This is a genomic window from Psychrobacillus sp. 05T411 (assembly GCF_056396485.1).
Window position 1 is genome coordinate 39,950 of the sequence record NZ_JBFTLO010000006.1, and the last position, 22,388, is coordinate 62,337.

General features: G+C 37.1%; 32 protein-coding genes and 1 pseudogene. 8 read left to right on the forward strand and 25 right to left on the reverse strand.

Annotated elements, in window-relative coordinates; translation table 11 throughout:
- Window positions 1-126: 126 nt before the first annotated feature.
- Window positions 127-816 (forward strand): TVP38/TMEM64 family protein, encoded by a 690-nt coding sequence (locus AC1DFT_RS06260; RefSeq protein ID WP_477918336.1) that lies wholly within the window; start codon window positions 127-129, stop codon window positions 814-816.
- A gap of 39 nt (window positions 817-855) precedes the next feature.
- A complete protein-coding gene (locus tag AC1DFT_RS06265; protein WP_477918337.1) occupies window positions 856-1,593 on the forward strand; it encodes a metallophosphoesterase family protein in 738 nt (245 codons plus the stop codon).
- A 188-nt stretch (window positions 1,594-1,781) separates the two neighbouring features.
- On the opposite strand, the gene AC1DFT_RS06270 is transcribed toward AC1DFT_RS06265, so the two are convergent.
- On the reverse strand, window positions 1,782-2,060 hold the full coding sequence (locus tag AC1DFT_RS06270; RefSeq protein WP_477918338.1) for a hypothetical protein: 279 nt from the start codon (window positions 2,058-2,060) through the stop codon (window positions 1,782-1,784).
- A gap of 222 nt (window positions 2,061-2,282) precedes the next feature.
- On the opposite strand from AC1DFT_RS06270, the gene AC1DFT_RS06275 reads away from it, so the two are divergent.
- Window positions 2,283-3,320, forward strand: coding sequence for a PTS sugar transporter subunit IIC (locus AC1DFT_RS06275; protein WP_477918339.1), 1,038 nt, complete (start codon window positions 2,283-2,285; stop codon window positions 3,318-3,320).
- A 59-nt stretch (window positions 3,321-3,379) separates the two neighbouring features.
- Here AC1DFT_RS06275 and AC1DFT_RS06280 read toward each other — a convergent pair whose 3' ends face one another.
- Both AC1DFT_RS06280 and AC1DFT_RS06285 read right to left on the reverse strand, forming a co-directional pair.
- Complete coding sequence (locus AC1DFT_RS06280) at window positions 3,380-3,775, reverse strand: VOC family protein (RefSeq protein ID WP_477918340.1); 396 nt, start codon at window positions 3,773-3,775, stop codon at window positions 3,380-3,382.
- Between the two features lie 647 nt (window positions 3,776-4,422).
- On the reverse strand, window positions 4,423-4,920 hold the full coding sequence (locus AC1DFT_RS06285; RefSeq protein ID WP_477918341.1) for a flavin reductase family protein: 498 nt from the start codon (window positions 4,918-4,920) through the stop codon (window positions 4,423-4,425).
- Window positions 4,921-5,076: 156 nt separating this feature from the next.
- Between AC1DFT_RS06285 and AC1DFT_RS06290 the strand changes: the two genes are divergently transcribed.
- Together AC1DFT_RS06290 and yiaA are read left to right on the forward strand one after the other, a co-directional pair.
- Entirely contained in the window at window positions 5,077-5,403 is a 327-nt protein-coding gene (locus tag AC1DFT_RS06290; RefSeq protein WP_477918342.1) for a YflT domain-containing protein, read from the forward strand.
- 174 nt (window positions 5,404-5,577) lie between these two features.
- Window positions 5,578-6,048, forward strand: coding sequence for an inner membrane protein YiaA (gene yiaA, locus AC1DFT_RS06295; RefSeq protein WP_477918343.1), 471 nt, complete (start codon window positions 5,578-5,580; stop codon window positions 6,046-6,048).
- A 102-nt stretch (window positions 6,049-6,150) separates the two neighbouring features.
- Here the strand turns inward: yiaA and AC1DFT_RS06300 are convergent, their stop codons facing one another.
- The 3 genes from AC1DFT_RS06300 to AC1DFT_RS06310 all read right to left on the reverse strand — a co-directional run bounded on the left by AC1DFT_RS06300 (window position 6,151) and on the right by AC1DFT_RS06310 (window position 7,406).
- Window positions 6,151-6,783: a LysE family translocator gene (locus AC1DFT_RS06300; RefSeq protein ID WP_477918344.1), complete on the reverse strand. Its 633-nt coding sequence runs from the start codon at window positions 6,781-6,783 to the stop codon at window positions 6,151-6,153.
- Window positions 6,784-6,930: 147 nt separating this feature from the next.
- On the reverse strand, window positions 6,931-7,218 hold the full coding sequence (locus AC1DFT_RS06305; RefSeq protein ID WP_477918345.1) for an IclR family transcriptional regulator domain-containing protein: 288 nt from the start codon (window positions 7,216-7,218) through the stop codon (window positions 6,931-6,933).
- On the reverse strand, window positions 7,215-7,406 hold the full coding sequence (locus AC1DFT_RS06310; RefSeq protein ID WP_477918346.1) for a helix-turn-helix domain-containing protein: 192 nt from the start codon (window positions 7,404-7,406) through the stop codon (window positions 7,215-7,217). The genes AC1DFT_RS06305 and AC1DFT_RS06310 overlap by 4 nt, the downstream gene beginning before the upstream one ends.
- A gap of 497 nt (window positions 7,407-7,903) precedes the next feature.
- Between AC1DFT_RS06310 and ahpC the strand changes: the two genes are divergently transcribed.
- Both ahpC and ahpF read left to right on the forward strand, forming a co-directional pair.
- The gene (ahpC, locus tag AC1DFT_RS06315) at window positions 7,904-8,473 is read left to right on the forward strand and encodes an alkyl hydroperoxide reductase subunit C (protein WP_477918347.1); all 570 of its coding nucleotides are present in this window, start codon (window positions 7,904-7,906) and stop codon (window positions 8,471-8,473) included.
- A gap of 12 nt (window positions 8,474-8,485) precedes the next feature.
- Window positions 8,486-10,015, forward strand: a complete 1,530-nt coding sequence (gene ahpF, locus AC1DFT_RS06320; RefSeq protein ID WP_477918456.1) for an alkyl hydroperoxide reductase subunit F — start codon at window positions 8,486-8,488, stop codon at window positions 10,013-10,015.
- Window positions 10,016-10,176: 161 nt separating this feature from the next.
- Here the strand turns inward: ahpF and AC1DFT_RS06325 are convergent, their stop codons facing one another.
- The 11 genes from AC1DFT_RS06325 to AC1DFT_RS06375 all read right to left on the reverse strand — a co-directional run bounded on the left by AC1DFT_RS06325 (window position 10,177) and on the right by AC1DFT_RS06375 (window position 15,764).
- The gene (locus AC1DFT_RS06325) at window positions 10,177-10,506 is read right to left on the reverse strand and encodes a thioredoxin family protein (RefSeq protein WP_477918348.1); all 330 of its coding nucleotides are present in this window, start codon (window positions 10,504-10,506) and stop codon (window positions 10,177-10,179) included.
- Between the two features lie 53 nt (window positions 10,507-10,559).
- Window positions 10,560-10,886, reverse strand: coding sequence for a bacillithiol system redox-active protein YtxJ (ytxJ, locus tag AC1DFT_RS06330; protein WP_477918349.1), 327 nt, complete (start codon window positions 10,884-10,886; stop codon window positions 10,560-10,562).
- Between the two features lie 72 nt (window positions 10,887-10,958).
- On the reverse strand, window positions 10,959-11,402 hold the full coding sequence (locus AC1DFT_RS06335; RefSeq protein ID WP_477918350.1) for a DUF6526 family protein: 444 nt from the start codon (window positions 11,400-11,402) through the stop codon (window positions 10,959-10,961).
- A gap of 58 nt (window positions 11,403-11,460) precedes the next feature.
- A complete protein-coding gene (locus AC1DFT_RS06340; RefSeq protein WP_477918351.1) occupies window positions 11,461-12,249 on the reverse strand; it encodes a sulfite exporter TauE/SafE family protein in 789 nt (262 codons plus the stop codon).
- A 62-nt stretch (window positions 12,250-12,311) separates the two neighbouring features.
- A complete protein-coding gene (locus AC1DFT_RS06345; RefSeq protein ID WP_477918352.1) occupies window positions 12,312-13,439 on the reverse strand; it encodes an MBL fold metallo-hydrolase in 1,128 nt (375 codons plus the stop codon).
- A gap of 38 nt (window positions 13,440-13,477) precedes the next feature.
- Window positions 13,478-13,873: a DsrE/DsrF/DrsH-like family protein gene (locus tag AC1DFT_RS06350; protein ID WP_477918353.1), complete on the reverse strand. Its 396-nt coding sequence runs from the start codon at window positions 13,871-13,873 to the stop codon at window positions 13,478-13,480.
- A 58-nt stretch (window positions 13,874-13,931) separates the two neighbouring features.
- Window positions 13,932-14,228: a rhodanese-like domain-containing protein gene (locus AC1DFT_RS06355; RefSeq protein WP_477918354.1), complete on the reverse strand. Its 297-nt coding sequence runs from the start codon at window positions 14,226-14,228 to the stop codon at window positions 13,932-13,934.
- A 17-nt stretch (window positions 14,229-14,245) separates the two neighbouring features.
- A complete protein-coding gene (locus tag AC1DFT_RS06360; protein WP_477918355.1) occupies window positions 14,246-14,611 on the reverse strand; it encodes a rhodanese-like domain-containing protein in 366 nt (121 codons plus the stop codon).
- A 69-nt stretch (window positions 14,612-14,680) separates the two neighbouring features.
- A complete protein-coding gene (locus AC1DFT_RS06365) occupies window positions 14,681-14,908 on the reverse strand; it encodes a sulfurtransferase TusA family protein (protein WP_477918356.1) in 228 nt (75 codons plus the stop codon).
- A gap of 79 nt (window positions 14,909-14,987) precedes the next feature.
- Complete coding sequence (locus tag AC1DFT_RS06370) at window positions 14,988-15,248, reverse strand: metal-sensitive transcriptional regulator (RefSeq protein WP_340779741.1); 261 nt, start codon at window positions 15,246-15,248, stop codon at window positions 14,988-14,990.
- Between the two features lie 105 nt (window positions 15,249-15,353).
- The gene (locus AC1DFT_RS06375; RefSeq protein ID WP_477918357.1) at window positions 15,354-15,764 is read right to left on the reverse strand and encodes an Lrp/AsnC family transcriptional regulator; all 411 of its coding nucleotides are present in this window, start codon (window positions 15,762-15,764) and stop codon (window positions 15,354-15,356) included.
- Between the two features lie 116 nt (window positions 15,765-15,880).
- Here AC1DFT_RS06375 and AC1DFT_RS06380 point away from each other — a divergent pair, with 116 nt between their 5' ends.
- Window positions 15,881-16,639 carry an MBL fold metallo-hydrolase gene (locus AC1DFT_RS06380; protein ID WP_477918358.1) on the forward strand — a complete coding sequence of 253 codons (759 nt, stop codon included), beginning with the start codon at window positions 15,881-15,883 and terminating at the stop codon, window positions 16,637-16,639.
- A gap of 100 nt (window positions 16,640-16,739) precedes the next feature.
- Here the strand turns inward: AC1DFT_RS06380 and AC1DFT_RS06385 are convergent, their stop codons facing one another.
- The 8 genes and pseudogenes from AC1DFT_RS06385 to AC1DFT_RS06420 form a co-directional block, all read right to left on the reverse strand.
- Window positions 16,740-16,988 carry a glutaredoxin family protein gene (locus AC1DFT_RS06385; protein WP_477918359.1) on the reverse strand — a complete coding sequence of 83 codons (249 nt, stop codon included), beginning with the start codon at window positions 16,986-16,988 and terminating at the stop codon, window positions 16,740-16,742.
- 26 nt (window positions 16,989-17,014) lie between these two features.
- A pseudogene (locus AC1DFT_RS06390) lies at window positions 17,015-17,238 on the reverse strand (cytochrome c biogenesis CcdA family protein); the annotation flags it as partial.
- Window positions 17,239-17,254: 16 nt separating this feature from the next.
- The gene (mnmA, locus tag AC1DFT_RS06395; protein ID WP_477918360.1) at window positions 17,255-18,370 is read right to left on the reverse strand and encodes a tRNA 2-thiouridine(34) synthase MnmA; all 1,116 of its coding nucleotides are present in this window, start codon (window positions 18,368-18,370) and stop codon (window positions 17,255-17,257) included.
- A gap of 269 nt (window positions 18,371-18,639) precedes the next feature.
- The gene (locus tag AC1DFT_RS06400; RefSeq protein ID WP_477918457.1) at window positions 18,640-19,413 is read right to left on the reverse strand and encodes an MBL fold metallo-hydrolase; all 774 of its coding nucleotides are present in this window, start codon (window positions 19,411-19,413) and stop codon (window positions 18,640-18,642) included.
- Window positions 19,414-19,586: 173 nt separating this feature from the next.
- The gene (locus tag AC1DFT_RS06405) at window positions 19,587-19,757 is read right to left on the reverse strand and encodes a hypothetical protein (protein ID WP_477918361.1); all 171 of its coding nucleotides are present in this window, start codon (window positions 19,755-19,757) and stop codon (window positions 19,587-19,589) included.
- A 30-nt stretch (window positions 19,758-19,787) separates the two neighbouring features.
- Window positions 19,788-20,006 (reverse strand): DUF896 domain-containing protein, encoded by a 219-nt coding sequence (locus AC1DFT_RS06410; RefSeq protein ID WP_477918362.1) that lies wholly within the window; start codon window positions 20,004-20,006, stop codon window positions 19,788-19,790.
- A gap of 263 nt (window positions 20,007-20,269) precedes the next feature.
- Window positions 20,270-21,733, reverse strand: coding sequence for a nicotinate phosphoribosyltransferase (locus tag AC1DFT_RS06415; protein ID WP_477918363.1), 1,464 nt, complete (start codon window positions 21,731-21,733; stop codon window positions 20,270-20,272).
- Window positions 21,734-21,804: 71 nt separating this feature from the next.
- Window positions 21,805-22,383, reverse strand: a complete 579-nt coding sequence (locus AC1DFT_RS06420; RefSeq protein WP_477918364.1) for an HD domain-containing protein — start codon at window positions 22,381-22,383, stop codon at window positions 21,805-21,807.
- Window positions 22,384-22,388: the final 5 nt, after the last annotated feature.

The following is a 22,388-nucleotide window of genomic DNA, read 5'->3' on the forward strand; positions in this document are numbered from 1 at the left end:
GATGAAATAACTTTTTTGCATACTTAAAAGTATCAATACGCAAAAGTTTTTACAAAGTCCAAAGCATGATACGATTGAATAATAAAACTTGAAAAACTCGTTGATACTAAGAGAGAATGGGTGACGATGAAAAAGATAATAAATAAACTATCTAGAAAACAGTGGTTATTATGGAGCGGCTATCTATTTCTTTTATTATTTTTTGTACTCAATCAAGATTTAATCAAGTTGTTACTCGCTGGAGACGTAAATAACATTCGGACTTTTTTACATACAAATATGAATTATGCCTTCATCTTCATGGCATTAGTCATGCTTATTCAAAACTCTTTCACTGTGTTTCCACTGATTCTTGTCATTACGATTAATGTCACGTTATTTGGATTTTTAAATGGTTTCTTATGGAGTTGGTTTACAAGTATGTTATCTGCCGTCATTGTATTTTATGGTGCCCGCTATATTTTGCAAGACATAATTATTGAAAAATTTAATCCCAAATTACTTGAAAAAGTGGATGCTAGTGGCTTTGCTTATGTATTCCAAGCACGTATTTTCCCTTTTGTCCCAACAAGTTTAGTCAATATTTTAGGCGGTTTAAGTACAATTCGAATGTTGCCATATATTATTGCAACAGCCTTGGGAAATTTCCTTTATTTCTTTGTATTGGCCCTTATACCAGCTGGAATATTAAAAGCAAATTTTAATGAATATATTATTTGGGTCGCCATTTTAGGAGTTGTGTTACTTTATTATTTCATCAAATTGGTAAGAAAAAAAAGAAAAGATGCCCTAAATAAGGTCGATACATTGGATTAATTTCTTCATAAAATTAAATACATTTGAGGTGAAATACGTATGAAACTTGCAATTATTACTGACATTCACGGAAACGAATTAGCGCTAAAAGCTGCTTTAAATGAAATTGATGCACAGGAGGGTATAGAAGAAATTTGGTGTCTTGGTGATATGATTGCAATGGGTCCTGATACGAACGAAGTACTCGATTTGCTTTTTGCGCGTTCTAATATTCGTATGATTACTGGTAATCACGACGAAGCCATTTTGTCACTCCTTGCTGGTGAAGGTCATCCAGAAACTTATAAGCATACACGAGAACATCACGAATGGGTTGCAGCGCAATTGTCCACAGACAACATCAACCATTTAAAGCAATTACCTAGAATGCTTGAAAAAGAAGTAAATGGTTCTCGTATAATAGGCATTCATTATCATATAGAATTAGATAAACGCAATGCTCCGATCACAGAAGAACCTTTTCACACCATATTAGAACCAACTATAGAAAATATGGAAACAATGTTTACTAATTATCCTGCTGAAATTATTTGTTTTGGTCACAATCATCCAGAACACTTTTTTCAAAATGAGCACCAAATCTATTTAAATCCAGGAGCGCTAGGTGTATCTAAAGGTTCTACGGCTCCCTATGCCATTATTGACTTTGGTCAATTAATACCTAATATAAGAATTCATCACGCCGCTTACGACAAAGAAGCTTTCTTACAAAAATTCGAAACACTACAAGTTCCACAAAGAGAAATTATGTTTAAGCTTTTTTATGTTGGTGAGTGACCTGAAAAATTCCGTTCTATAGTAAATTTGAACAATCATTACCTAACTTAACCCAATTCATATATCCCCTCTTTCATATCCTATTTTGAAGGATATAAAGGAGTGAAGTTGAATGAGTAGGCAGTGGGAACAGGAAAGTCCCAATTTCGATCACCATTACTCAATGAATTATGGACATCAAGGTTTTCCTATGTACCAAGGTCAATATTGGCATCAAGGATATCCATGGCATCAAGGTCAACAATGGCGTCAAGGCTATCCTTGGCACCAAAATCAATACTGGCAACAAGGATATCCATGGCATCAAGGTCAAAATTGGCAGCAAGGTTTTCCGGGCCATCAAGGCCAAAACTGGCAACAAGGTTTTCCGGGCCATCAAAGTCAAAACTGGCAACAAGGTTTTCCAGGCCATCAAGGCCAAAACTGGCAACAAGGTTTTCCGGGGAATCCAGGATTTCCAATGCCACGATAAATCCCTCGAATACTAACTGCCTTTCCAAAGACGATCCCTTTGAGCATTATATCGCTCAAAGGGATTATTAAATACATCCACATATACATATCATGATATAATATTTTTTTGATGGATATTTTTACACTCTCACTTTAAAGTGCTAAAGTATATTGCTTACATTCAGAATACTCCCTATAATTAACAGCAATATATTATAGAAATGGAGATTAGTAACGTGAAAGATTTTTTCAGCAAGTTATTAACAGGTATGAGCATTGGAATTGTAGTAGCATTAATCCCCAATGCTTTGTTAGGGGAAATTTTAAAGTTAATAATCCCTCATGTTCCAGCATTACAACATTTATTTGATATTACTGTGTTTGTCATGAGTTTATTACCTGTAATGATTGGGGTTATGGTTGGGATTAAGTTTAATCTAACGCCAATTCAAACAGCTAGCGTTGGGATTGCAGCGATGGTCGGTAGTGGTGCTGTTCAAAAAACAGCGGATGGGCTGTTTGCACTTCAAGGTATCGGTATTGTTATTAACACAGGAATTACTGCAGGACTCGCTGTATTATTCGTGAAACTTGTTGGAGATCAATTAAGAGAATATTCCATTCTAGTTATTCCCACTTTAACTATTTTAGTTCCTGGGATGATTGGATATTTACTATTACCATTTATGAAAAAATCGACTGGATTGTTAGGAGAAGGTGTGGCATATCTGACAACTTTACAACCAGTTTTGATGGGTGCCATTATTGCAGTAGTTTTTACTCTCATTATGCTCTCCCCTATTTCTACTGTTGGAGTAGCGACAGTTATTATGCTTTCTGGTATTGGATCAGGCGCCGCAAATCTAGGTATTGTTGCAACTGGTTTTGGTATGGCAATTGCAAGTTATAAAGCAAATAGCCTTGGAACTGCTCTTGCACATGTGCTAGGTTCACCGAAGATTCAAATGAAAAACTTTTTTATGAAACCGAAGATTGCTTTTCCCATGCTCATTACAGCTGCAATACTAGGGGCATTAGCCGGCGTACTTAATATCCAAGGGACACCTTATAGTGCTGGATTCGGCATATCTGGACTAGTTGGGCCTTTAAACTACATAAACTTAGCAGATGGCGGATGGACACTAGAAAATATCACCATCATGTTAAGCGCATTTTTAATCCTTCCGATTATATTAAATATCGGTCTCATCTATGTCTTCGCTCGAAAGTTAAAACTGATTAAAGCAAATGATTATAAATTAGATTTTGAATAAATGAATAATGCCAGGATTCCAAACTATATAGAATAGTGTTGGTTCCTGGCATTTATAATTTATTTGGCGTTTTCGTCTGGTTGGTGAATTCCAATAAGATTTCCTTCTGAATCTGTAAAATATCCTTGCCAAGCCATTCCTGGTAACGGATGTTTAGGAACGGAAACCGTACCGCCATGAGCTAAAATTGCTGCTTCTGTTGAATCATAATCCTCCACTTGCATCGTGCAAACAAATCCATTCATACTTTGTCCGCTTTCAGGTGTTGGTGTTCTTCGTAGCATTAATGCACCGTCAATCCCCCTCTCTTCTTTGCCTCCTGTAATTGCTCCAAAATAAGGAGTTCCTGCAAATTGGCTCCAATCTTCAAACTGCCAGCCAAAAACTTCTCCATAAAATTGCTTCGCTCTATCCATATCATCCACATGAACTTCAAAATGTACAACTTTCCCCATCTGACAACCTCTTTTCTAAAATTATTGGAAACATATACAATGTGATTATGTCACATTTTCTGAATATTTACGATTAATAACCAATATTTTTTCAAAATGAACCAAAGCACTAATGCGCCTGTCTCTGATCCGATATAGCAGAATGGAATGGCGCAAAAAAGCACATAATAGGGAAAATCTATTTTAAGGTAACAGCTAGCCTTCGCGCTTGCCGCAGTCATGCGGCTTAAGCAGCGATACGGCAAATATATACGCTCTATTTATTTGGAGAAAATTGTCCAATAAAAGAATGCGCAACCTTACAGGCATTACTCGCAACATTATCGACCATTTACGCAAGGTTTATAAATAATGGGTCAAATTCCTGGTCGTCTCACTCCAAGTCAACTTGTTTTTTTAGGAATTTGGTTGCTTTCGCCAGGAATTTGGTTGCTCTCGCGTTGATTTGATTGCTTTTGGAATAGAATTGGTTGCTTTCAATGACCGAATGGTTGCCCTAATCCATTTACTGGATAAAAATAGTCGAAAAACCTGTATAACATTTTATATATAGCGTTTCCACACGATGTGGCGCTCTTACTCTTTGTTCCTCTGCCTAAACAATGAAAAAGATGTCCTCTATGAAATCGAAGACATCTTTTTTCTTATTAATGATAAAATTTTTCCGGTATTGCACCGATTGTACGACGGTGGTATAAAAGCGGTTCTTTGTCTTCGTTTCGAATCTCTAGCACTTCACCGATTATCGTTGTATGATCCCCTGCATCGATTCGACTAAATACTTTACATTGTAAAGTGGCTAATGTATTCGAAAGTACTGGTAAATCTAAGGCAGACTTTTCCCAGTCGCATTGACTAAAGCGGTCTTCTACTTTACTAGAAAATAGCGTACATAAATCACTTTGATCAGATGCTAAAATATTCACCGTAAATTTGTCTATCTTTAAAAACTCTTCATACGAGTACACTCGCTTATCAATTGACCATAAAATAAGTAGTGGCTCGAGTGAAACCGATGCAAATGAGTTAACTGTCAGTCCCATAGGTTTTCCTTCTTGGTTAAATGCTGTTACAACAGTAACACCTGTAGGGTAATTGCCCATTGCCGCTTTAAAACTTGCTATCTGTTCTATTTTATTATCCATATGAACTTCTTCCATTMTATTTTCTTTTAAGCATATCAAAGTCATTATATTCTTTCACACTTTTTGATTCCACAGAATTTTCATTTTTGTTTAAATCATATCTGGAAGGGTAAAGATAGTTATATCACAAATAAAACAACAAATGGAGGAATTATAATGACAGTCAAATTAACAGTAGAAAATGCCTTACAAGCGAAACAAGAAATCGAAAAATTAGAGACACAAGGATATTCAAAAGACCACATTCATATTTTCGCCCATTTCAAAGAAAGAGCCGACGATATTAATGATGCACTAGATACGAAAGACGTTGGTTTGAAAGAACAAGGCCTCCTTGATTCGATGAAAAATATTTTCACTTCTCGAGGAGACGAACTCCGAAACAAAATGGAGGCAACCGGTTTATCGAAAGAAGAAGCGGCGGCTGCAGAAGCAGAGTTGGATAAAGGGAAGCTTGTAGTTATTGCACATAAACCGCAATAATAAATGTAGCAATGTTATTAACAGAATGATTAACCAGCAAAAATCCTATTTCCCAAAAAGGGAAATAGGATTTTTCATTTGAGCATATATTAATTTAGAAAAGATGGGCTATTAAAAAACACTGATGATTAATAGTCGCTTGGATATGATTGTCTATAAAGGAGGGAAAATTCAATGACTAACGATAATGAAGGATTTTTTGATAAGGAAAAACAAAATGTCCCAAAAATGAAAATGGAAAGAAAAGATGGTGAACCTACTTCCGCTTTCAAAGGGGCTTCTGTGGCAGCACTACTAATAGGAATATCTGCTTATCTAATAGGTTTGTTCAATGCAGCTATGGAATTGAATGAAAAAGGCTATTACTTTGCAATTTTAATATTTGGACTTTATGCATCTGTATCTTTACAAAAAGCAGTAAGGGATAAAGATGAAGGAATCCCAGTTACCAATATTTATTATGGTATTAGCTGGGTTGCACTAATTATATCTATTTTATTAATGGGAATCGGTTTATACAATGCAGGAAGTATTGATTTAAGCGAAAAAGGGTTTTATGGTATGGCTTTTGTGCTTAGTATATTTGCCGCAATAACCGTTCAGAAAAATGTCAGAGATACGCAGAAAGCAAGAGAAGTAGAATAAAATGAATAGTGCCAGTCACTCACACTATTAAATGTGTGAGTGACTGGCACTTATTAGTTCATCGCTAAGCTGTTATGTTCCATCCTGATAGTTAACGGGGAACTATATTATTGCTTTTATCGCCATCACAAACTCATATAAAAAGTATCCCGCAAAACCAATTAGTATCCATCCAGCGACAATCGATACCCATTTTATCATGGCTTGATTCATTACTTTCCTTGTTACGGAAACAATAGCAAGTAGCCCAACATCATGAAGTAAGATACCTGCTAAAATACCTGCTCCAACGATTAAAAATGTTGCCGGTTGCGTCGTATCATAAGAATCGGCAAGTACTGCTCCAAAGACGGATATCCAAAACACTAGGTTTCCTGGCGAAACAGCTACGAGTAAACCATTACGATATGAGCTAAAAAATGATTTAGTTGGTTTATCGCCTGCTAAGGTAATACCCTGATCAGCATTTTTAATAGATTCATAACCTAAAAAAGCTAAAAAGCATGCACCAATAAGCCACATTGGTATTTGAATATAAGGCGTAGCAAGGACCGAAGCCAAGCCCATATATAATGCAATAATTAAAAGGAAGTCAATCGTCATTCCTCCAAGTCCCACTGCCCACCCACGCATGAAACCATTTTTCAAACCTTGCTTGGTCATTTCAACCGTCATTGCTCCTACAGGCATTGCAATCGCAAGTCCTGCTAGTAAATACGTTAAAAATAAACTCAAAAGAAACACTTCTTCCAAACTTTATCCCTTCATACGTCCGTTTGTAAATATTTTAGCATAAAAATACATTTAAATGTAAATAAATACACAATCTAATTAAGTAAGATTATTCTGTCCTTCTTCCTTTTCAGAAAGTAGAAAATTGTCCTAACTATTTTTGGATAGCTGGGTCAATTTGTAATAAAACAATGACGCAAAAGCTTCTTGCTGTTCAGTAAGCTTTAAGTTCGCCAATATCACTTTACCAAGCGCACTAATATAGGAAGGGGAACGATCTCCTATTTCGAGTTGATATGGTTCTATAAAGGAAGGTTTAATCATTTGCTCCAACACCCCAATATATACACCTTCTGCCACACTTACTCCCAATTGGTAAGGTGTACGTAATGTAGTCCAGTGATCTTTTTCTTCCGGTTGTTTGGAATTTTTCCTCATTCCTTGTAAAATACGTATCTTTTTTTTATATCATTCATATTTTCCAGCGTGCTTAGCAACCGGAAAGCAGTTGTTTTCTTTATATCCAGTGCCTTTGTGATTTCTGTCAAAGTTAGAAATTGTTCCTCATGCAATAATTCTAAAATTTGAAGCCCCTTTTTTAATGTTGAAACTTCATATTTACTCATCCAAATCACCTCTACTCTGACATCATTTTAGGTGGCCTTTCACTATTTGAAACAAAATGCAATCAATTTCTTAATTGTTATTTACCAACAACTTGTAATAAAAAGAAACCGACTAAAACTTTACATCAGCTTCTTTTCTAAAGTAAAGCCACGCTAATATCGGAATATTCTATATTTTCTCGATTTGGTACGCTAATTGAGAATTTGAAGATTACAATAAAATAAAATTAACCTATTTTCTGTAAATATAAGATAGGTATAATTAAGTAGTTCATGAATACAGGACCTGCCAGTATTGATATTGAATGACAGACATAGTGAAAAATTAAAGTAATATTATTGACAAACAATATTACATATACGATAATAATTATGTAATTAGAATTATTATTGTATAAGTAATGATGAATATATATTAATTATTACTGCCGTTTAGGAATGGACTATATAACCTAAACTAACTATGTACAAAAAACACATTAGGAGGAATATTTATTATGTCTTTAATAGGAAAAGAAATATTACCATTCAAAGCTTCGGCTTTCAATAGCGGTAACGGCGAGTTTATCGAGGTTTCTCAAGAAAACCTAAAAGGTCAATGGAGTGTAGTTTGCTTTTACCCAGCAGATTTTACATTCGTTTGCCCTACTGAACTTGGAGATCTTCAAGATCAATACGCAACACTAAAAGAACTTGGCGTTGAAGTATATTCTGTTTCAACGGACACACATTTTACGCATAAAGCATGGCATGATCATTCAGATGTGATTAGCAAACTGGAATATGTCATGATCGGTGACCCTGCACAAACTATTTCACGTAACTTTGATGTACTTGACGAAGAAGCAGGACTTGCACAACGCGGTACATTCATTATTGATCCAGACGGCATCGTTCAAGCAGTTGAAATCAATGCGGATGGCATTGGTCGAGACGCAAGTATTCTCGTTGACAAAATTAAAGCGGCACAATATGTACGCAACAACCCAGGTGAAGTTTGCCCAGCAAAATGGAAAGAAGGCGAAGAAACACTTAAACCAAGCCTTGACCTTGTTGGGAAAATATAAGGAGTAGATAGGATCATGTTAGACGCAGATATAAAAGCACAATTAGCCCAATATCTTGAATTGATGGAGGGCGATGTGCTACTTAAAGTTAGCGCTGGAGAAGATAAAGTTTCGCGTGAAATGACAGCGCTAGTAGATGAATTAGCCACCATGTCATCTCGCATTCAAGTAGAAATGGTGAATTTAGAAAGAACACCGAGCTTTAGTATCAATCGTATTGGTGAAGATACTGGCCTTACTTTTGCTGGTATTCCACTTGGACATGAATTCACTTCATTCGTTCTTGCTTTATTGCAAGTGAGTGGCAGAGCTCCTAAAGTAGAGCAAAAAGTAATCGAACAAGTGAAAAAACTTGAAGGTGAGTACCACTTCGAATCGTATATTAGTTTAAGCTGTCAAAACTGTCCAGAAGTTGTACAAGCACTTAACCTAATGAGCGTGTTAAACTCTAACATTACACATACGATGATTGATGGTGCAGCGTTTAAAGATGAAGTGGAAAGCAAAAACATCATGGCTGTTCCAACTGTATTACTAAATGGAGAATCATTCTCTAGCGGTCGTATGACCATTGAAGAAATACTAGCCAAGCTAGGAAGCGGACCAGATGCATCAGAATTCGCTGATAAAGATCCGTATGATGTACTCGTTATTGGTGCTGGACCAGCGGGTGCAAGTGCAGCAATTTATGCGGCACGTAAAGGGATTCGTACAGGGATTGTTGCCGATCGTTTCGGTGGGCAGATTTTAGATACAGCTTCTATTGAAAACTTCATTAGTGTTAATCGTACTGAAGGCCCTAAACTTGCTTCAAGCCTTGAGGAACACGTAAAAGAGTACAATGTCGATGTGATGAACTTACAGCGCGCGAAACGCTTGGAAAAGAAAGATTTAGTTGAAATTGAACTGGAGAACGGTGCTATTCTAAAGAGTAAAACCGTTATCCTATCTACAGGAGCGCGTTGGCGCAATGTTGGAGTACCTGGCGAGGCTGAGTTTAAAAACAAAGGTGTCGCTTACTGCCCACATTGTGACGGTCCGTTATTTGCAGGTAAAGATGTGGCGGTTATTGGCGGTGGTAATTCTGGAATAGAGGCAGCGATTGATCTTGCTGGAATCGTAAACCATGTAACCGTTCTTGAATTTATGCCGGAGTTGAAAGCCGATTCTGTTTTACAAGAGCGTCTTTATAGCTTGCCGAATGTTACGGTCCTGAAAAATGTTCAATCGAAGGAAATTACCGGTACTGATAACGTAAACGGTATTACTTACATTGAGCGTGAATCAGGTGAAGAACAGCATATCGAACTAGCTGGCGTATTTGTTCAAATCGGTCTTGTGCCGAGTACAGAATGGCTAGGCGACGCCGTTGAACGCACGAAATTTGGCGAAATTGTTGTCGATAAACGTGGCGCAACGAACGTACCTGGCGTATTTGCCGCAGGAGACTGCACGGACAGCGCTTATAAACAGATTATTATTTCGATGGGTTCAGGTGCAACCGCTGCTTTAGGGGCATTTGATTATCTAGTCCGAAATTAATAAATGCATTATTAAAGGAACAGGCCAAAAATGAGCCTGTTCCTTTTTTGTGCAGATTATTCAGCTCTCTAAATACCGGTATCTTTTCCAATCACCAAATACAACAAATTATTCAAGAATCTGGTGAATGATTTGCAGCGAGCAGTAAACCAAATTCACTTTTATTCCGTCACCAACATATGATAAATTTTGCTTATCTTGTCATGCAAAGATTGCATTTGAACAAATCGTGCTTTCCTTATCACTTCTTTACCGTCTACAAATAAAAGTAGTGCAGGTACCGTAAATATCGAAAGACGTCCAGCTATTTCTTCGACATCATCTGCGTTGATATGTCCCAGCTGAATGAGTGGAAACTCTGTCAGTAAATCCTTCACTTGAGGCAATATAGCATGACATACGCCGCAATTAGTTCGTGATACATATAAAAAACTAAACTGATAATCCTCGATAAACTTTTCTACCGAGGTGAGTGATGTTAATGTAATCATATCTTCTCCTTTCATTTTCATAGGGTTTATTTTTGGATACCAGTCACCAGTAATCAAACATGCGTATTAATTGCCTCGTTTACTAGGGACTTCTTTATTTTGTAATGAGTAGCTTGCCAAATTCCTTTTTCACCTTTTAAGATTAGGAGTTGAGGTGATTCATGCTTCACACCTAGATCTTTTTCAATTGTATTGGAAACAAGCCTATCCTCCTGTACAATGACGATGTATTTAGGAAGTTCTGTATCAAGCGCTTGTAATTCTTTCATGGCTGATAGGCTACTTTGGCAGGTCATACTGAATTTAAACAGAAGAAAAGGCTGTTCTTTTGACTTTCCCAATAAACTCCGCCACGCTTCTACCGATTTAATCCGTTCCATATATATTTCACCTCCAACATCCCAACTAGCGTCAAAAGGATTGCGCAAACAATCCACACCATAGCACCTATTTTAGACCCGGTGCTCGTCTTTTCGCCATTGCTGAATTTCTTTTTTTATTTCATCAGGTGTCATGCCAGTTAATGCAGCTTTTGAAGCAATACCAGGAAACTCAACATCTGAAGCAAAGCGCAAGGCAATCAGTTGCGGCATCGTAATATTAGAGTCGATTGGTGATCCTGTTAACATAAAATAGCGCAATTGTTCCTCCACTCGAATCGTCCGATCTTGAACTTTTAACGCATTCATCCTTGAGAGTAGTCCTGCAATAATACTCATGATAACTAAAGCCATTATTAAAAATGTAATGAAAGAAAAATCACCTTTCACGATGCTCGTAATTGTAAAGACAATCGCCACCAATAATGTAATTGCACCAATCGGCATGAATATAAAATGTTGTAAAGGGTGAAGTCGTATGTGATTTTCATAGGTTTGCAGCTTTTTTTCTTCCAAATTTATACCCCCTATCGTTTTTTTCGTATAGTATTGCTTTCTCTATGAATGGAACTTATTAATTGTTCGTAATTAATATATCTAACCAAATCTTCACTGCCGTTACAAATATTAAGAAAGCTAAAATCACCTGTAACACTTTTGTATTTACCTTTTTTCCAACCATCGCCCCAAGCGGTGCGGCAATTAAGCTAGCAACCACCATGATAAGTGATGGTAAGAATTCCACTTGCCCCGTTGACACCTTCCCAGAGATCGCACCAATCGATGAAATAAGTGTGATAGCCAAGGAAGAGGCAATTGTCATTCGTGTAGGTATTTTTAAAACGGTAAGCATAATCGGTACTAACAAGAATGCTCCTCCTGCACCAACAATACCTGCCCCTATCCCAACGATTAATGCAAGTAATGCGGCAAGCCATTTGTTAAATATTATTTGTTCAAGGGGTATATCATCAATTCCTTTTTTAGGTATGAACATCATGACGGCTGCAACTATCGCTAAAATTCCATATACCAAATTGATGCCACTTTCAGGCATGTGTGTAGAGCCTAATCCCCCCAAAAAACTACCGATTAAAATACTAACACCCATGTAAGCAATTAATTTTTTATTTAAAAATTCACCTTTTCGATAAGCATAGACACCGCCAATCGTCGCAAAGAACACTTGGATTGCAGTTATTCCTGCCACTTCATGAGCTGTAAACTGGGCAATACCAAGTGCAGAAGGGATATACAACAACATCGGGAAATTAATAATGGATCCACCTATCCCTAACATTCCCGAAATAAATGAGCCTATTAATCCGATGAAGAAGATGATAGCAATAAAGCTTATATCCATTTTAACCTCCTCCTAATAAGGGAACCTACTATGGGCTCCCTTTTTAATCATCTTCAACCTTTTTATCGAACTGCACAACGATTTGGTCCAATTTCCATTTCACGTTGCGTTTCTTCATCAGAGGTAACTTTCCCCATATTCATCTCTCGAATTTCTTGATATGCATTTGGCTGTGGCGGTAAATTTTCAGTCACCATTTTTCTAAATTCATTTTCATCCTTAATGTTTAGTCCATGATTTGTTTCAAAGAGCGTACTTAACTTTTCAGATACACTACCATCTGCATTTAATTCATCAATAATCATAAAGTGTGCTGGCAGTACCATTAGTTCCCCAGATAATTCTCTGTATCTCGTGTATAGACTCTCTCTTAAATCTCCAACCCAATCTTCCGCTAACCCAGCAAGGTCCGGTCTTCCAATTGAATCAATAAATAAAATATCTCCTGATAGTAAGAACCTTTCGTCCACAACAAATGATGTCGATCCAATTGTGTGACCTGGAGAATATAAGGTAAGAATATTTATAGAAGCATTACCAATTGTCACTACATCTCCATCTTCTAGTGGTTCATAATCAAAGATTACATCTACAGCATCTTTTGGTGGAAGCAAGTATGTTGCGTTTGTTTTTTCAGCAAGTTTTCTTCCACCAGAAATATGATCGGCATGTAGATGTGTATCAAATACAGAGGTAATTTTTGCGCCAATACGATCTGCAAATTCAAGATAGACATTGGTCATTCTTGCCGCATCAATAATGGCAGCCTCACCGTTGGAGACGATCATGTAAGACAAACATCCCTTACCGATTCGTACAAACTGATAAATCTCTCCACCCTCTTTTAGATCCCCAACTTTAACTGGTTCCAAATGTTCACTCCATGCACTCATCCCACCTTCTAAGGAAGAAACAGAAAGTCCCGCCTCTACAAGCATTTCTGCAACCATAATAGATGAACGCCCTTTTGCACAAACAACGAGTACATCTTTATCACTAGGAATCTCATCCAAGATTCCTTCCACCCCATCCATTAATTCAAAGTAGGGAGCATTTAAATAATCAAAGTTTTCACCTTCGATTTTCCAGTCTGCGAAATCACTCGTATTTCGTACATCTAAAATAAATAGTTCTTCTTTGTTAAATACTTTTTGTGTTACTTCTTTTGAAGTCATTGTATTTATATCCATACCTTTACCTCCTATGGTATATTATTTTCTTAAAAAAATTAAAATGTCAGTGTTACATCCGCATCTTTAGCAAACCCTAAAAATGTAACAGCCCCGCCTACTTCGATTCCATCAATAAAGACTTCTTTATCTAATCCCATAACATCCATTGTCATTTGACAGCCAATGAATGTAACGCCCATTTCTTTAGCCATCGCAACTAATTCTGGGATGGATGGAACATTGGCTTTTGTAAATCCTTCTGCAAAATGCTCTTTTCCTTCCGGCATCGGAAGTTGCTGATTTGCCTCTTTGTGGATTAAGTTCAGACCTTCGAATGTGAAGAAAATAGCTACTTCTTGATCCGTTGCTGCAGCTGCAGTTGCAATATTAAACACTTTGTATGCATCAAATAATCCACCATTGCTTGCGATAATTGCTACTTTTTCATTCATTTATTTTTCCTCCTAATTTATCTTATACCTACATGGGTATTAAAACTTTCAAAAAAATTTATTCCACTTCCCCTTCCCAAGAAAGCATGCCACCTTGCATATTTATCACATTATGACCTTGGTCTTCTAGGAATTCTGTTGCACGACCACTTCTTCCTCCTGAACGACAAACCATGATATATTCTTTTGACTTATCTAATTCATGCATACGAAATTCGACTAATCCTAATGGAATGTTTATTGCTCCAGGAATTTTCCCTTCTGCAACTTCCTCTACTTCACGCACATCGATGATATTTAATAGCTTTCCTTCATTTATTAAAAAATCTACTTCTTTTGCAGTCATTTCTTTCATCGTAAGTCCCCCTTATTCTATTTTCTCCAGGTGCTCATGCCGCCTTTTACATTCGTCACTTTTGTAAAGCCTATTTTTTTGAGCATCTTACAGGCTTTTTGGCTCCTCATTCCACTTTGGCAAATGATAATCACTTCTTTTTCCTTTGAAAGTTCCTTCTCCGCTTTCTGAGAGAGTTGGTGGAGAGGAATATTTTTAAAGCCTTTAATATGATTGCCATTAAATTCACCGGGTGTTCGAACATCAATAAATTGCTTTTCCTTGTTACTTAACTCTTCCTTTAAATCTGCTGTTGATAGTTGTCTCACACCTTTTGCCGGTAGAGCGCGCTGTAAAATGAAAACCAAGAAAAGCACAATAATGATGTAAGTAACGTATTCCAAATATTTTACCACCTTAATGGATATTGTTTATTTACCCCTATGGGTATGAATTTATATAAAAAAATAGAATTAGCCCTTTTTAATCCAAAACTTTAATACATCATTTTCTTCCTCATGTTTCAGAAGCTCGTGCCCACCGGATTTAGCCCAGGCTGGAAAGTCGTTTTTAGCTCCCTTATCTGTTGTGTGCACCTCTAGTAATTGACCCCCTTCAAGTTCATTTATGGCCATTTTACTTTTTACGATCGGCATTGGGCATGCTAATCCTTTTGCATCTAATACTTTATCAACATTCATTTTTATTCCTCCTTTTCTTTTTATAATTACCCCTATGGGTATATTAACGAAAGAAAAAAAAGATGTCAACCCTTAAGTTTCATCTGCTTTTTACAAGCAAGTTGACAGCTTCTTTAATCATTTCGTCTGTTTTTTCTCCATTTACTCCGGCATCTTGAACACATTCAACTAAGTTTGAACTCACTATCACACCTATTGTTCTGTCTACTGCTGAGCGAACAGCTGACAACTGCGTAATGACTTCTTTACAATCTTTGTTTTCCTCCATCATTTTCAAGATCCCTCGAAGTTGACCTTCCATACGCTTTACTCTGTTTTTCATTTGATCATTGTATTCCATGGAATTCTCCTCCCTATTAATCACAAAATTACTGACATGCTGTATGATATACCCTCTCCGGTATATTGTCAACATTGACAACTAATCATACTCTATTATTGCCCACTACTTATTGATGACAATCGATAATTTATAATTTGCATGCTTGTTTAAGTCTTCTAGAAATTCATCCAGTGCTTTATTAGACGGAAATTTGCATTCGAGAATGTAACAACCGTCTCCACTGATTTTATAGTTATGAATTATGTATGCTTCTTGAGTTTTTAAAAACGATAGATAGGGTTGATGATAAGTGCTTTGTGTGATAATCGTAATAAAAGCATATATAAAATAGCCCATTTTAACTTGATTAACTTTAATTGTGTACTCTTCAATCACTCCGTTATCCTCTAATTTCGCAACCCTTGCAGAAGCAGCTTGTCCAGTTAAATGGACTTTCTCGCCCAATTCTTTCATCGTAATACGACTGTTCTTAGACAGTTCTTCTATGATATGCATATCCGTGTTATCTAACATTTATTCAACTCCTTTCATTTCTCAAGTCAAACCGCAAAAACACTTGATTTTATCTATGTATCGCTGATTGACCATAGTATAAACTATATACGAATCAAAGAAAAGGAGTTGTAATTATGTATATTAAACAAATTCGAAATGCTACGCTCGTTATTAAATACGCAAACAAAAAATTTTTAATAGATCCAATGTTAGCAGAGAAAGGTGCTTACCCACCTTTTCCTAATTCATTAAGACAAGACCAAAACAACCCATTGGTTAATTTGCCTACATCAATTGAGGAATTAATGAATGTCGATGCGGTAATCGTCACGCATCTGCATTTAGACCATTGGGATGATGCCGCTATAGAAGCATTGCCGAAAGATATTAAATTATTTGTTCAAAATGCGGAGGATGCGACAGTAATTCAAAAAGCTGGTTTCAATAATATAGAGGTTTTACAAGAGGATACGCTCTTTGAAGATGTTCAATTAGTTAAAACAAAAGGCGAGCATGGAAGAGGCCCGGTATTAGAACTTGCCGGTCAAGTATGTGGCGTTGTCTTCAAGCATCCAAGTGAAAAAACTTTATATCTAGCAGGAGATACTGTTTGGTATGAAGGTGTTCAAGAAGTGATTGAAACACATAAACCAGAAATCATCGTTGTAGCTGGCGGTGACAATCAATTCCTAGTAGGCGGTTCGCTCGTAATGGGGAAAGAAGATATCTATGAAGTGTACAAGGCTGCCCCTAACGCGAAAATTATTTCTAACCATATGGAAGCTATCAATCACTGGACATTATCAAGAGAAGAATTGAAAAGCTTCAGTCAAGAAAAAGGTATTTCCGATAATGTTTTGGTGCCGGATGATGGGGAATCATATTCATTTTAATAGTAAGACAGACAGAAAAACAATATTTCTGTCTGTTTTTTTATTCATGTTTCATAGTTGTAAAAATGCCAAACGCACGGGATAATGAATGATAAAATATTTATATTTCACCTTCAACACTAATTGCTGACAGCATCCGTACAGGATCAAATCCTGAAATCCATTCCCCATACATATTTGTTTGTGGAAACGTAAGTCTCTTCGTTTTCCCAATTAGTTTAATCATGGCAATTGGATGGAAATCCACATTTACCTCTTTAAAAGGTATGTCAGAGTCATTTAAAAATTGCTTCACCATTTGGCATACAGGGCATAGTGTTGTTGTATAAACCGTTACTTTATGCTTCATCTTTGTATCCTCTTTTCCTATTATCCTGCTGTTCCAAAACCAAGCACTAAATAGATTATTGAAAATCCTAACAAAAAGAAAAATGTATGAAAATTGCTTTGCGCTGTCCTTTTAATTCACCAGTTTGTATTTCTGCTACACTCATCCCATTAATATACGATAAAAATGCAGGATAAAGTGGAAATACACAAGGCGATATGAAAGTTAAGACACCTGCACTGAATGCAAGTAATATTGAAATGTCCGCCATCAATGACCCCTCCACTTTATCCTACATATGTTAATTGTTCATTGTCGCGATACACTTGATTAATCGTTCCTCCACCTAGGCATTCTTCTCCTTGATAGAAGACAACTGCTTGTCCAGGTGTTATGGCACGAATCGGTTCGTGGAAGATGACTTTAACTTTGGAATCATCCAACCGTTTTACCGTTACTTTATTGTCCAATTGGCGATAGCGGAACTTTGCAGTACATTCAAATGTATCACCTATACCTTCATTTGAAATCCAACTTACATTGTCAGAGATGATGCTGTCTGAATATAGCATTTCATGGTGGAAGCCCTGTTCGACATACAGCACATTTCTTTCCATATCCTTTCCAATTACAAACCAAGGATCGCCGGCTCCTCCGATACCCAATCCATGCCTCTGCCCGATTGTATAGTGCATTAATCCATCATGCTGCCCAACCAATTTCCCATCGAACGTCTCCATATTCCCCTTTTGAGCAGGCAAATATCCACTTAAGAACTCTTTGAAATTTCGTTCCCCAATAAAACAAATACCTGTGCTGTCTTTTTTACTTGCAGTCGCCAAGTTAGCTGCGGTAGCTAATTCCCTCACTTTTGGTTTTTCCATATCCCCTATTGGGAATAACACTTTACTTAACTGTTCCTTTGTTAATTGGTTAAGGAAATAAGTCTGATCCTTATTTTCGTCTTTCCCTCTCAACATGTGAACTTTTCCATTTTCTCTGACCACACGTGCATAATGTCCTGTAGCCACATAATCCGCTCCAAGGTCCATAGCATGATTTAAAAATGCATTGAACTTGATTTCTTTATTGCATATCACATCGGGATTTGGCGTTCTTCCCGTCTTATATTCTTCTAAGAAATAAGTGAATACCTTGTCCCAATACTGCTTTTCAAAATTCACTGCATAATAGGGAATATCCAGTTGATTGCAGACGCGGATAACGTCCTCATAATCTTCTGTAGCCGTACAAACACCAAATTCATCTGTATCATCCCAGTTTTTCATGAATATTCCAATTACGTCATAGCCTTGCTCTTTTAGAAGCATTGCAGCAACAGAAGAATCAACTCCTCCTGACATTCCTACAACGACACGTGTGTCTTTTGGTGCTTTTTCCATTTGTTTTTCCTCCTATCTTTCTATAAACTTTTTCTGCCATTAACTGTAATTTCTTCTAGTGGGTGATCATAATTTCACTGGCCTGTCTGTTAGCTAGAATTGAATGAATTGGAACTACGTATGCTATGAAAGCCGCAAGTTGGCTGTGAACAGAAAGGATATGAAAATGTAGTTTAATAACAAAATAGATTTATTATTTTTAATAGAAAAAGACCCGTCAAGGGTCTCTTTCTAGACTAAAATTTACTACACGTTTATCAATTTTCTCCTTAAAATGAGTAAGATTCACCATCATCTGGCACTAATACATTAGACTTGATTCCTTTTTCGTTGATAAAGTTCTTTAATTCTTCTCTGGATAATCCCCAATGGTTAACTGCTTCCATGTGGCTAACAATGATGTCAGCTTCAGGAGCAGCCTTGTATACTTCATATATGTCTTCTTTCCCCATAATAAGAGGACCAACAGGACCATCTTCAACAAATTGGTTTTGACCACCGTTTAGCAAAATAACTTCTGGTTTGTAGGTATCGATAATCTCTTGTACTTTTTCATACCAGACGGTATCACCAGCTAAATACAATGTTTTTTCATCCGTGTGTTGGAAGACAATCCCCATAACATTTCCCATGAGCTTTGCGGTTTCTCCATGTCCGTGACGACCATCAACTTCAGTAAGTTCAACTCCATTAAAGTCTATACCTACTTCTTCTTCCATGACTTCAATATTCGTGAATCCTAATTCTTTGGCTAATTTAGCATCCTCTTCATCTTGCATAATCATCTTAATGTCTTTAGGCAGCTGTTCTTTTGCTGCTTGGTCAAAGTGATCCTCATGTGTATGAGTAATGATGACAGCATCTACACCATCAAGAATCTCATCCACGGACATTGGTAATTCAACGATTGGATTTCGATCATCTCTTTCGGCAGGAAGGAAAGGATCGAATTCGCCTTTTTTGGAAAACATCGGATCAATCAAGAACTTTTGCCCACCATATTCTACAGTTACTGTAGCATTTCGGATTTGTTGGATATTCATTTCCTGTTCTTGTTGTTGAGAAGTATTTTGCTCTGGTTGGCTCTCCTGAGGGCTACCGCAAGCAGCTAATAATGCGCTCATCATAAGCGCCGTCATTGAAAGCATAGATGTCTTTTTAAATTTCTTCATTTTAATAAAGCCTCATTTCTTAAATTTAATAATTATTTTTCATTTCAATACACAACATTAATGAAACAAATTGTCTCTTCCTCTGTGCTCACATCAGCTGAATAATAAAACCCAGCAGCTTTAATCGTAAAGTCCGTAATTACTGGTAGTCCTACAGCAACAGAGGTGGGGACTTGTTTATTTTGAGCAATGCCTTTTACTAAATAGTCTTTCACCTTGATTTCTCACTTTTTTCTATAATACTGTTAATCTTTTGTTTTTAATTTACGAACTTTTTCAGGTGTTACATCATTTAAATTCGGATCCACTACCTTCATTCCTGAAAAAGTTTGAAGAACTTGTCCGCGTATAGCACGTAAATAATCTTCACGAAGCACTTGTTGCTCGACTTTTTCTGCATATGTTAACCCTTCTTCACGCTGCTTTTTCGCTAATACATTAATTCGTTGTAGCAAGTCCAACATGTTTTTTCACCGTCCTAATAGATTTTAAATTTATTCAATAATTTGAGTATGGAAGCGACGTTTCATATGGTTTACCATTGTTTCTCCCAGGTCAGTAAATGTTGCTACCCTTGTTTATGAATGACTGTTTTGAATCCTTCTGCGTCTGCTCCTGCAACTGTTAAAAAGTCACAAATATCCGTCGTCACCCCAACAGTATGGACCTTTTCTACTCCTAAACTTCTTAAAGTTTTTGAAATTACAATTCTTCTAGATGTTTTCCCTTATACAGGGACAGCATTTCGGGTGTGTTTTTTTGCTTTCTCAATGTTTTTCATTTTATTGTCCCAACAAGCCTGACTTAGATCCACAGGATATTCAGCTGGATTTAATGAACGTTTGTATTCGTCCCATAAAAGGCCTAGTTGTTGCCCGGCATAGGATTGAATCTCTTGGACTGACGGACTCTCATACACAAGTGTGCCATTGGCGAAAATATCTTCGTGCAAGTCTTTGGCTGTAAAATTGGTGACAAAATTTCCAATGTACGTATGCACAGGATGAAACATATGAAGTTTGGCTTCTTTTTCCGGTTGTTCGTTTGCTAAGGCGATATAATCTCCTTCTGATTTTTTCGTAAGATTATTGATAATACGATATACCTTTTTTAAGCCTGGTGTCGTAACTTTTTCAGGGCTCGCAGAAATTTTGATCGTATCAATCATCTGTCCGTTGTCATCTTCAATGGAGACCAGTTTGTACACTGCACCTAAAGCTGGTTGATCGTAGGCGGTGATAGCTTTGGTACCAACTCCCCATGCATCGATTTTCGCTCCTTGTGCGTGTAAGCTCATAATGGTATATTCATCAAGGTCATTCGAAGCATAAATTTTAGTGTCAACAAATCCTGCTTGATCTAATAATTTCCTTGCTTCTTTGGATAGGTAAGCCAAATCTCCACTATCTAAGCGAATGCCTACAAAATTCATGTTTTCTCCCAGCTCTTTGGCAACTTTAATTGCCGTAGGAACACCTGATTTTAGCGTGTCATAGGTATCCACTAAGAAGACACAATATTTATGAGTTTTTGCATATTTATGGAAAGCGGTGTATTCATCTTGATACGCTTGAACAAAGGAATGAGCATGTGTTCCTGAAACAGGCAGACCAAATCGTTTTCCTGCTCGAACATTGCTTGTGCTAGAGAACCCACCAATATAAGCAGCTCTTGTCCCCCATAATGCGGCATCGAATTCATGTGCGCGTCTTGATCCAAACTCTGAAACAGGTTGATCACCTGCGACTTGTTTGATTCGAGAAGCTTTGGTTGCGATGAGTGTTTGATAGTTCACGGTATTTAACAAAGCCGTCTCAATGAGTTGCGCTTCGATTAACGGTGCTTCGATACGAAGAATTGGTTCGTTGCCAAATACAACTTCCCCTTCTTTCATGGCACGAACAGTTCCTGTAAAACGTACTGTTTGCAGAAAGTCAATATATTCTTCTTGATAACCAAGTTCTATTAAATACTCCAAATCGCTTTCAGAAAAATGAAATGTTTGAAGGTAATCAATAATTCGTTCCAATCCAGCAAAAATTGCATAGCCATTTCCAAACGGCAATTTCCGAAAATATAATTCAAATACAGCTTTTTTGGTATGGATATTGTCTTCCCAATAAGCTTCTGCCATATTGATTTGGTACAAGTCCGTGTGTAGGGCGAAGCTATCATCTATATATTTGTTCATTACACTAACCTCCTAAGCTCATGAAATTTGCTCGGAATTGCTTATAATAAGTAGTTTTTACTCTCTATTTTTTATGAATTCGTTTCACTACTTTTACGTAAGAGGTCTTTAGAAAAGTCAACAAGCCCACGTGCTTCTTCGGTCCGAAGAAAATTCACATCCAAACCATCAGGACCCAGACGGAAACGATCCAGTGCATCAGCATCCTTGAAAATCTGATACAGCAATACGCCCCGTTTACTTAAGCAAGACGACTTTGCAATCTCTGACAAACCAAGCGAATCATCTTGGTCATGATAATAGGTAATGTAGTAGGTTTGCTCATGATAGGGCAAATCGTGCTCACGGCAATAATCTTTGTAATACTCTGCCGCTCGACTACCATGCCCCTTATCAATACCATCATCAAGCCGGCGGGAATCATGAAATATAGCCGCCATTCCTAATTTCTCTAACTCCTCATCACTAAGACCTTTTTGATGTCCGATAACGAGAGACAAAAGCAGCACGCGAGCGCTATGGGCTTTCGTATGCCATTCACTATCCGGCAGCCAAAACTCTATGTTTTCCTCCATGAATTTATACCATAGCTCATAATGCTTTTTAATTGGTTGGCAGTTTAGTTCATTCAAAATATTTGCTAGAAACATCTTTC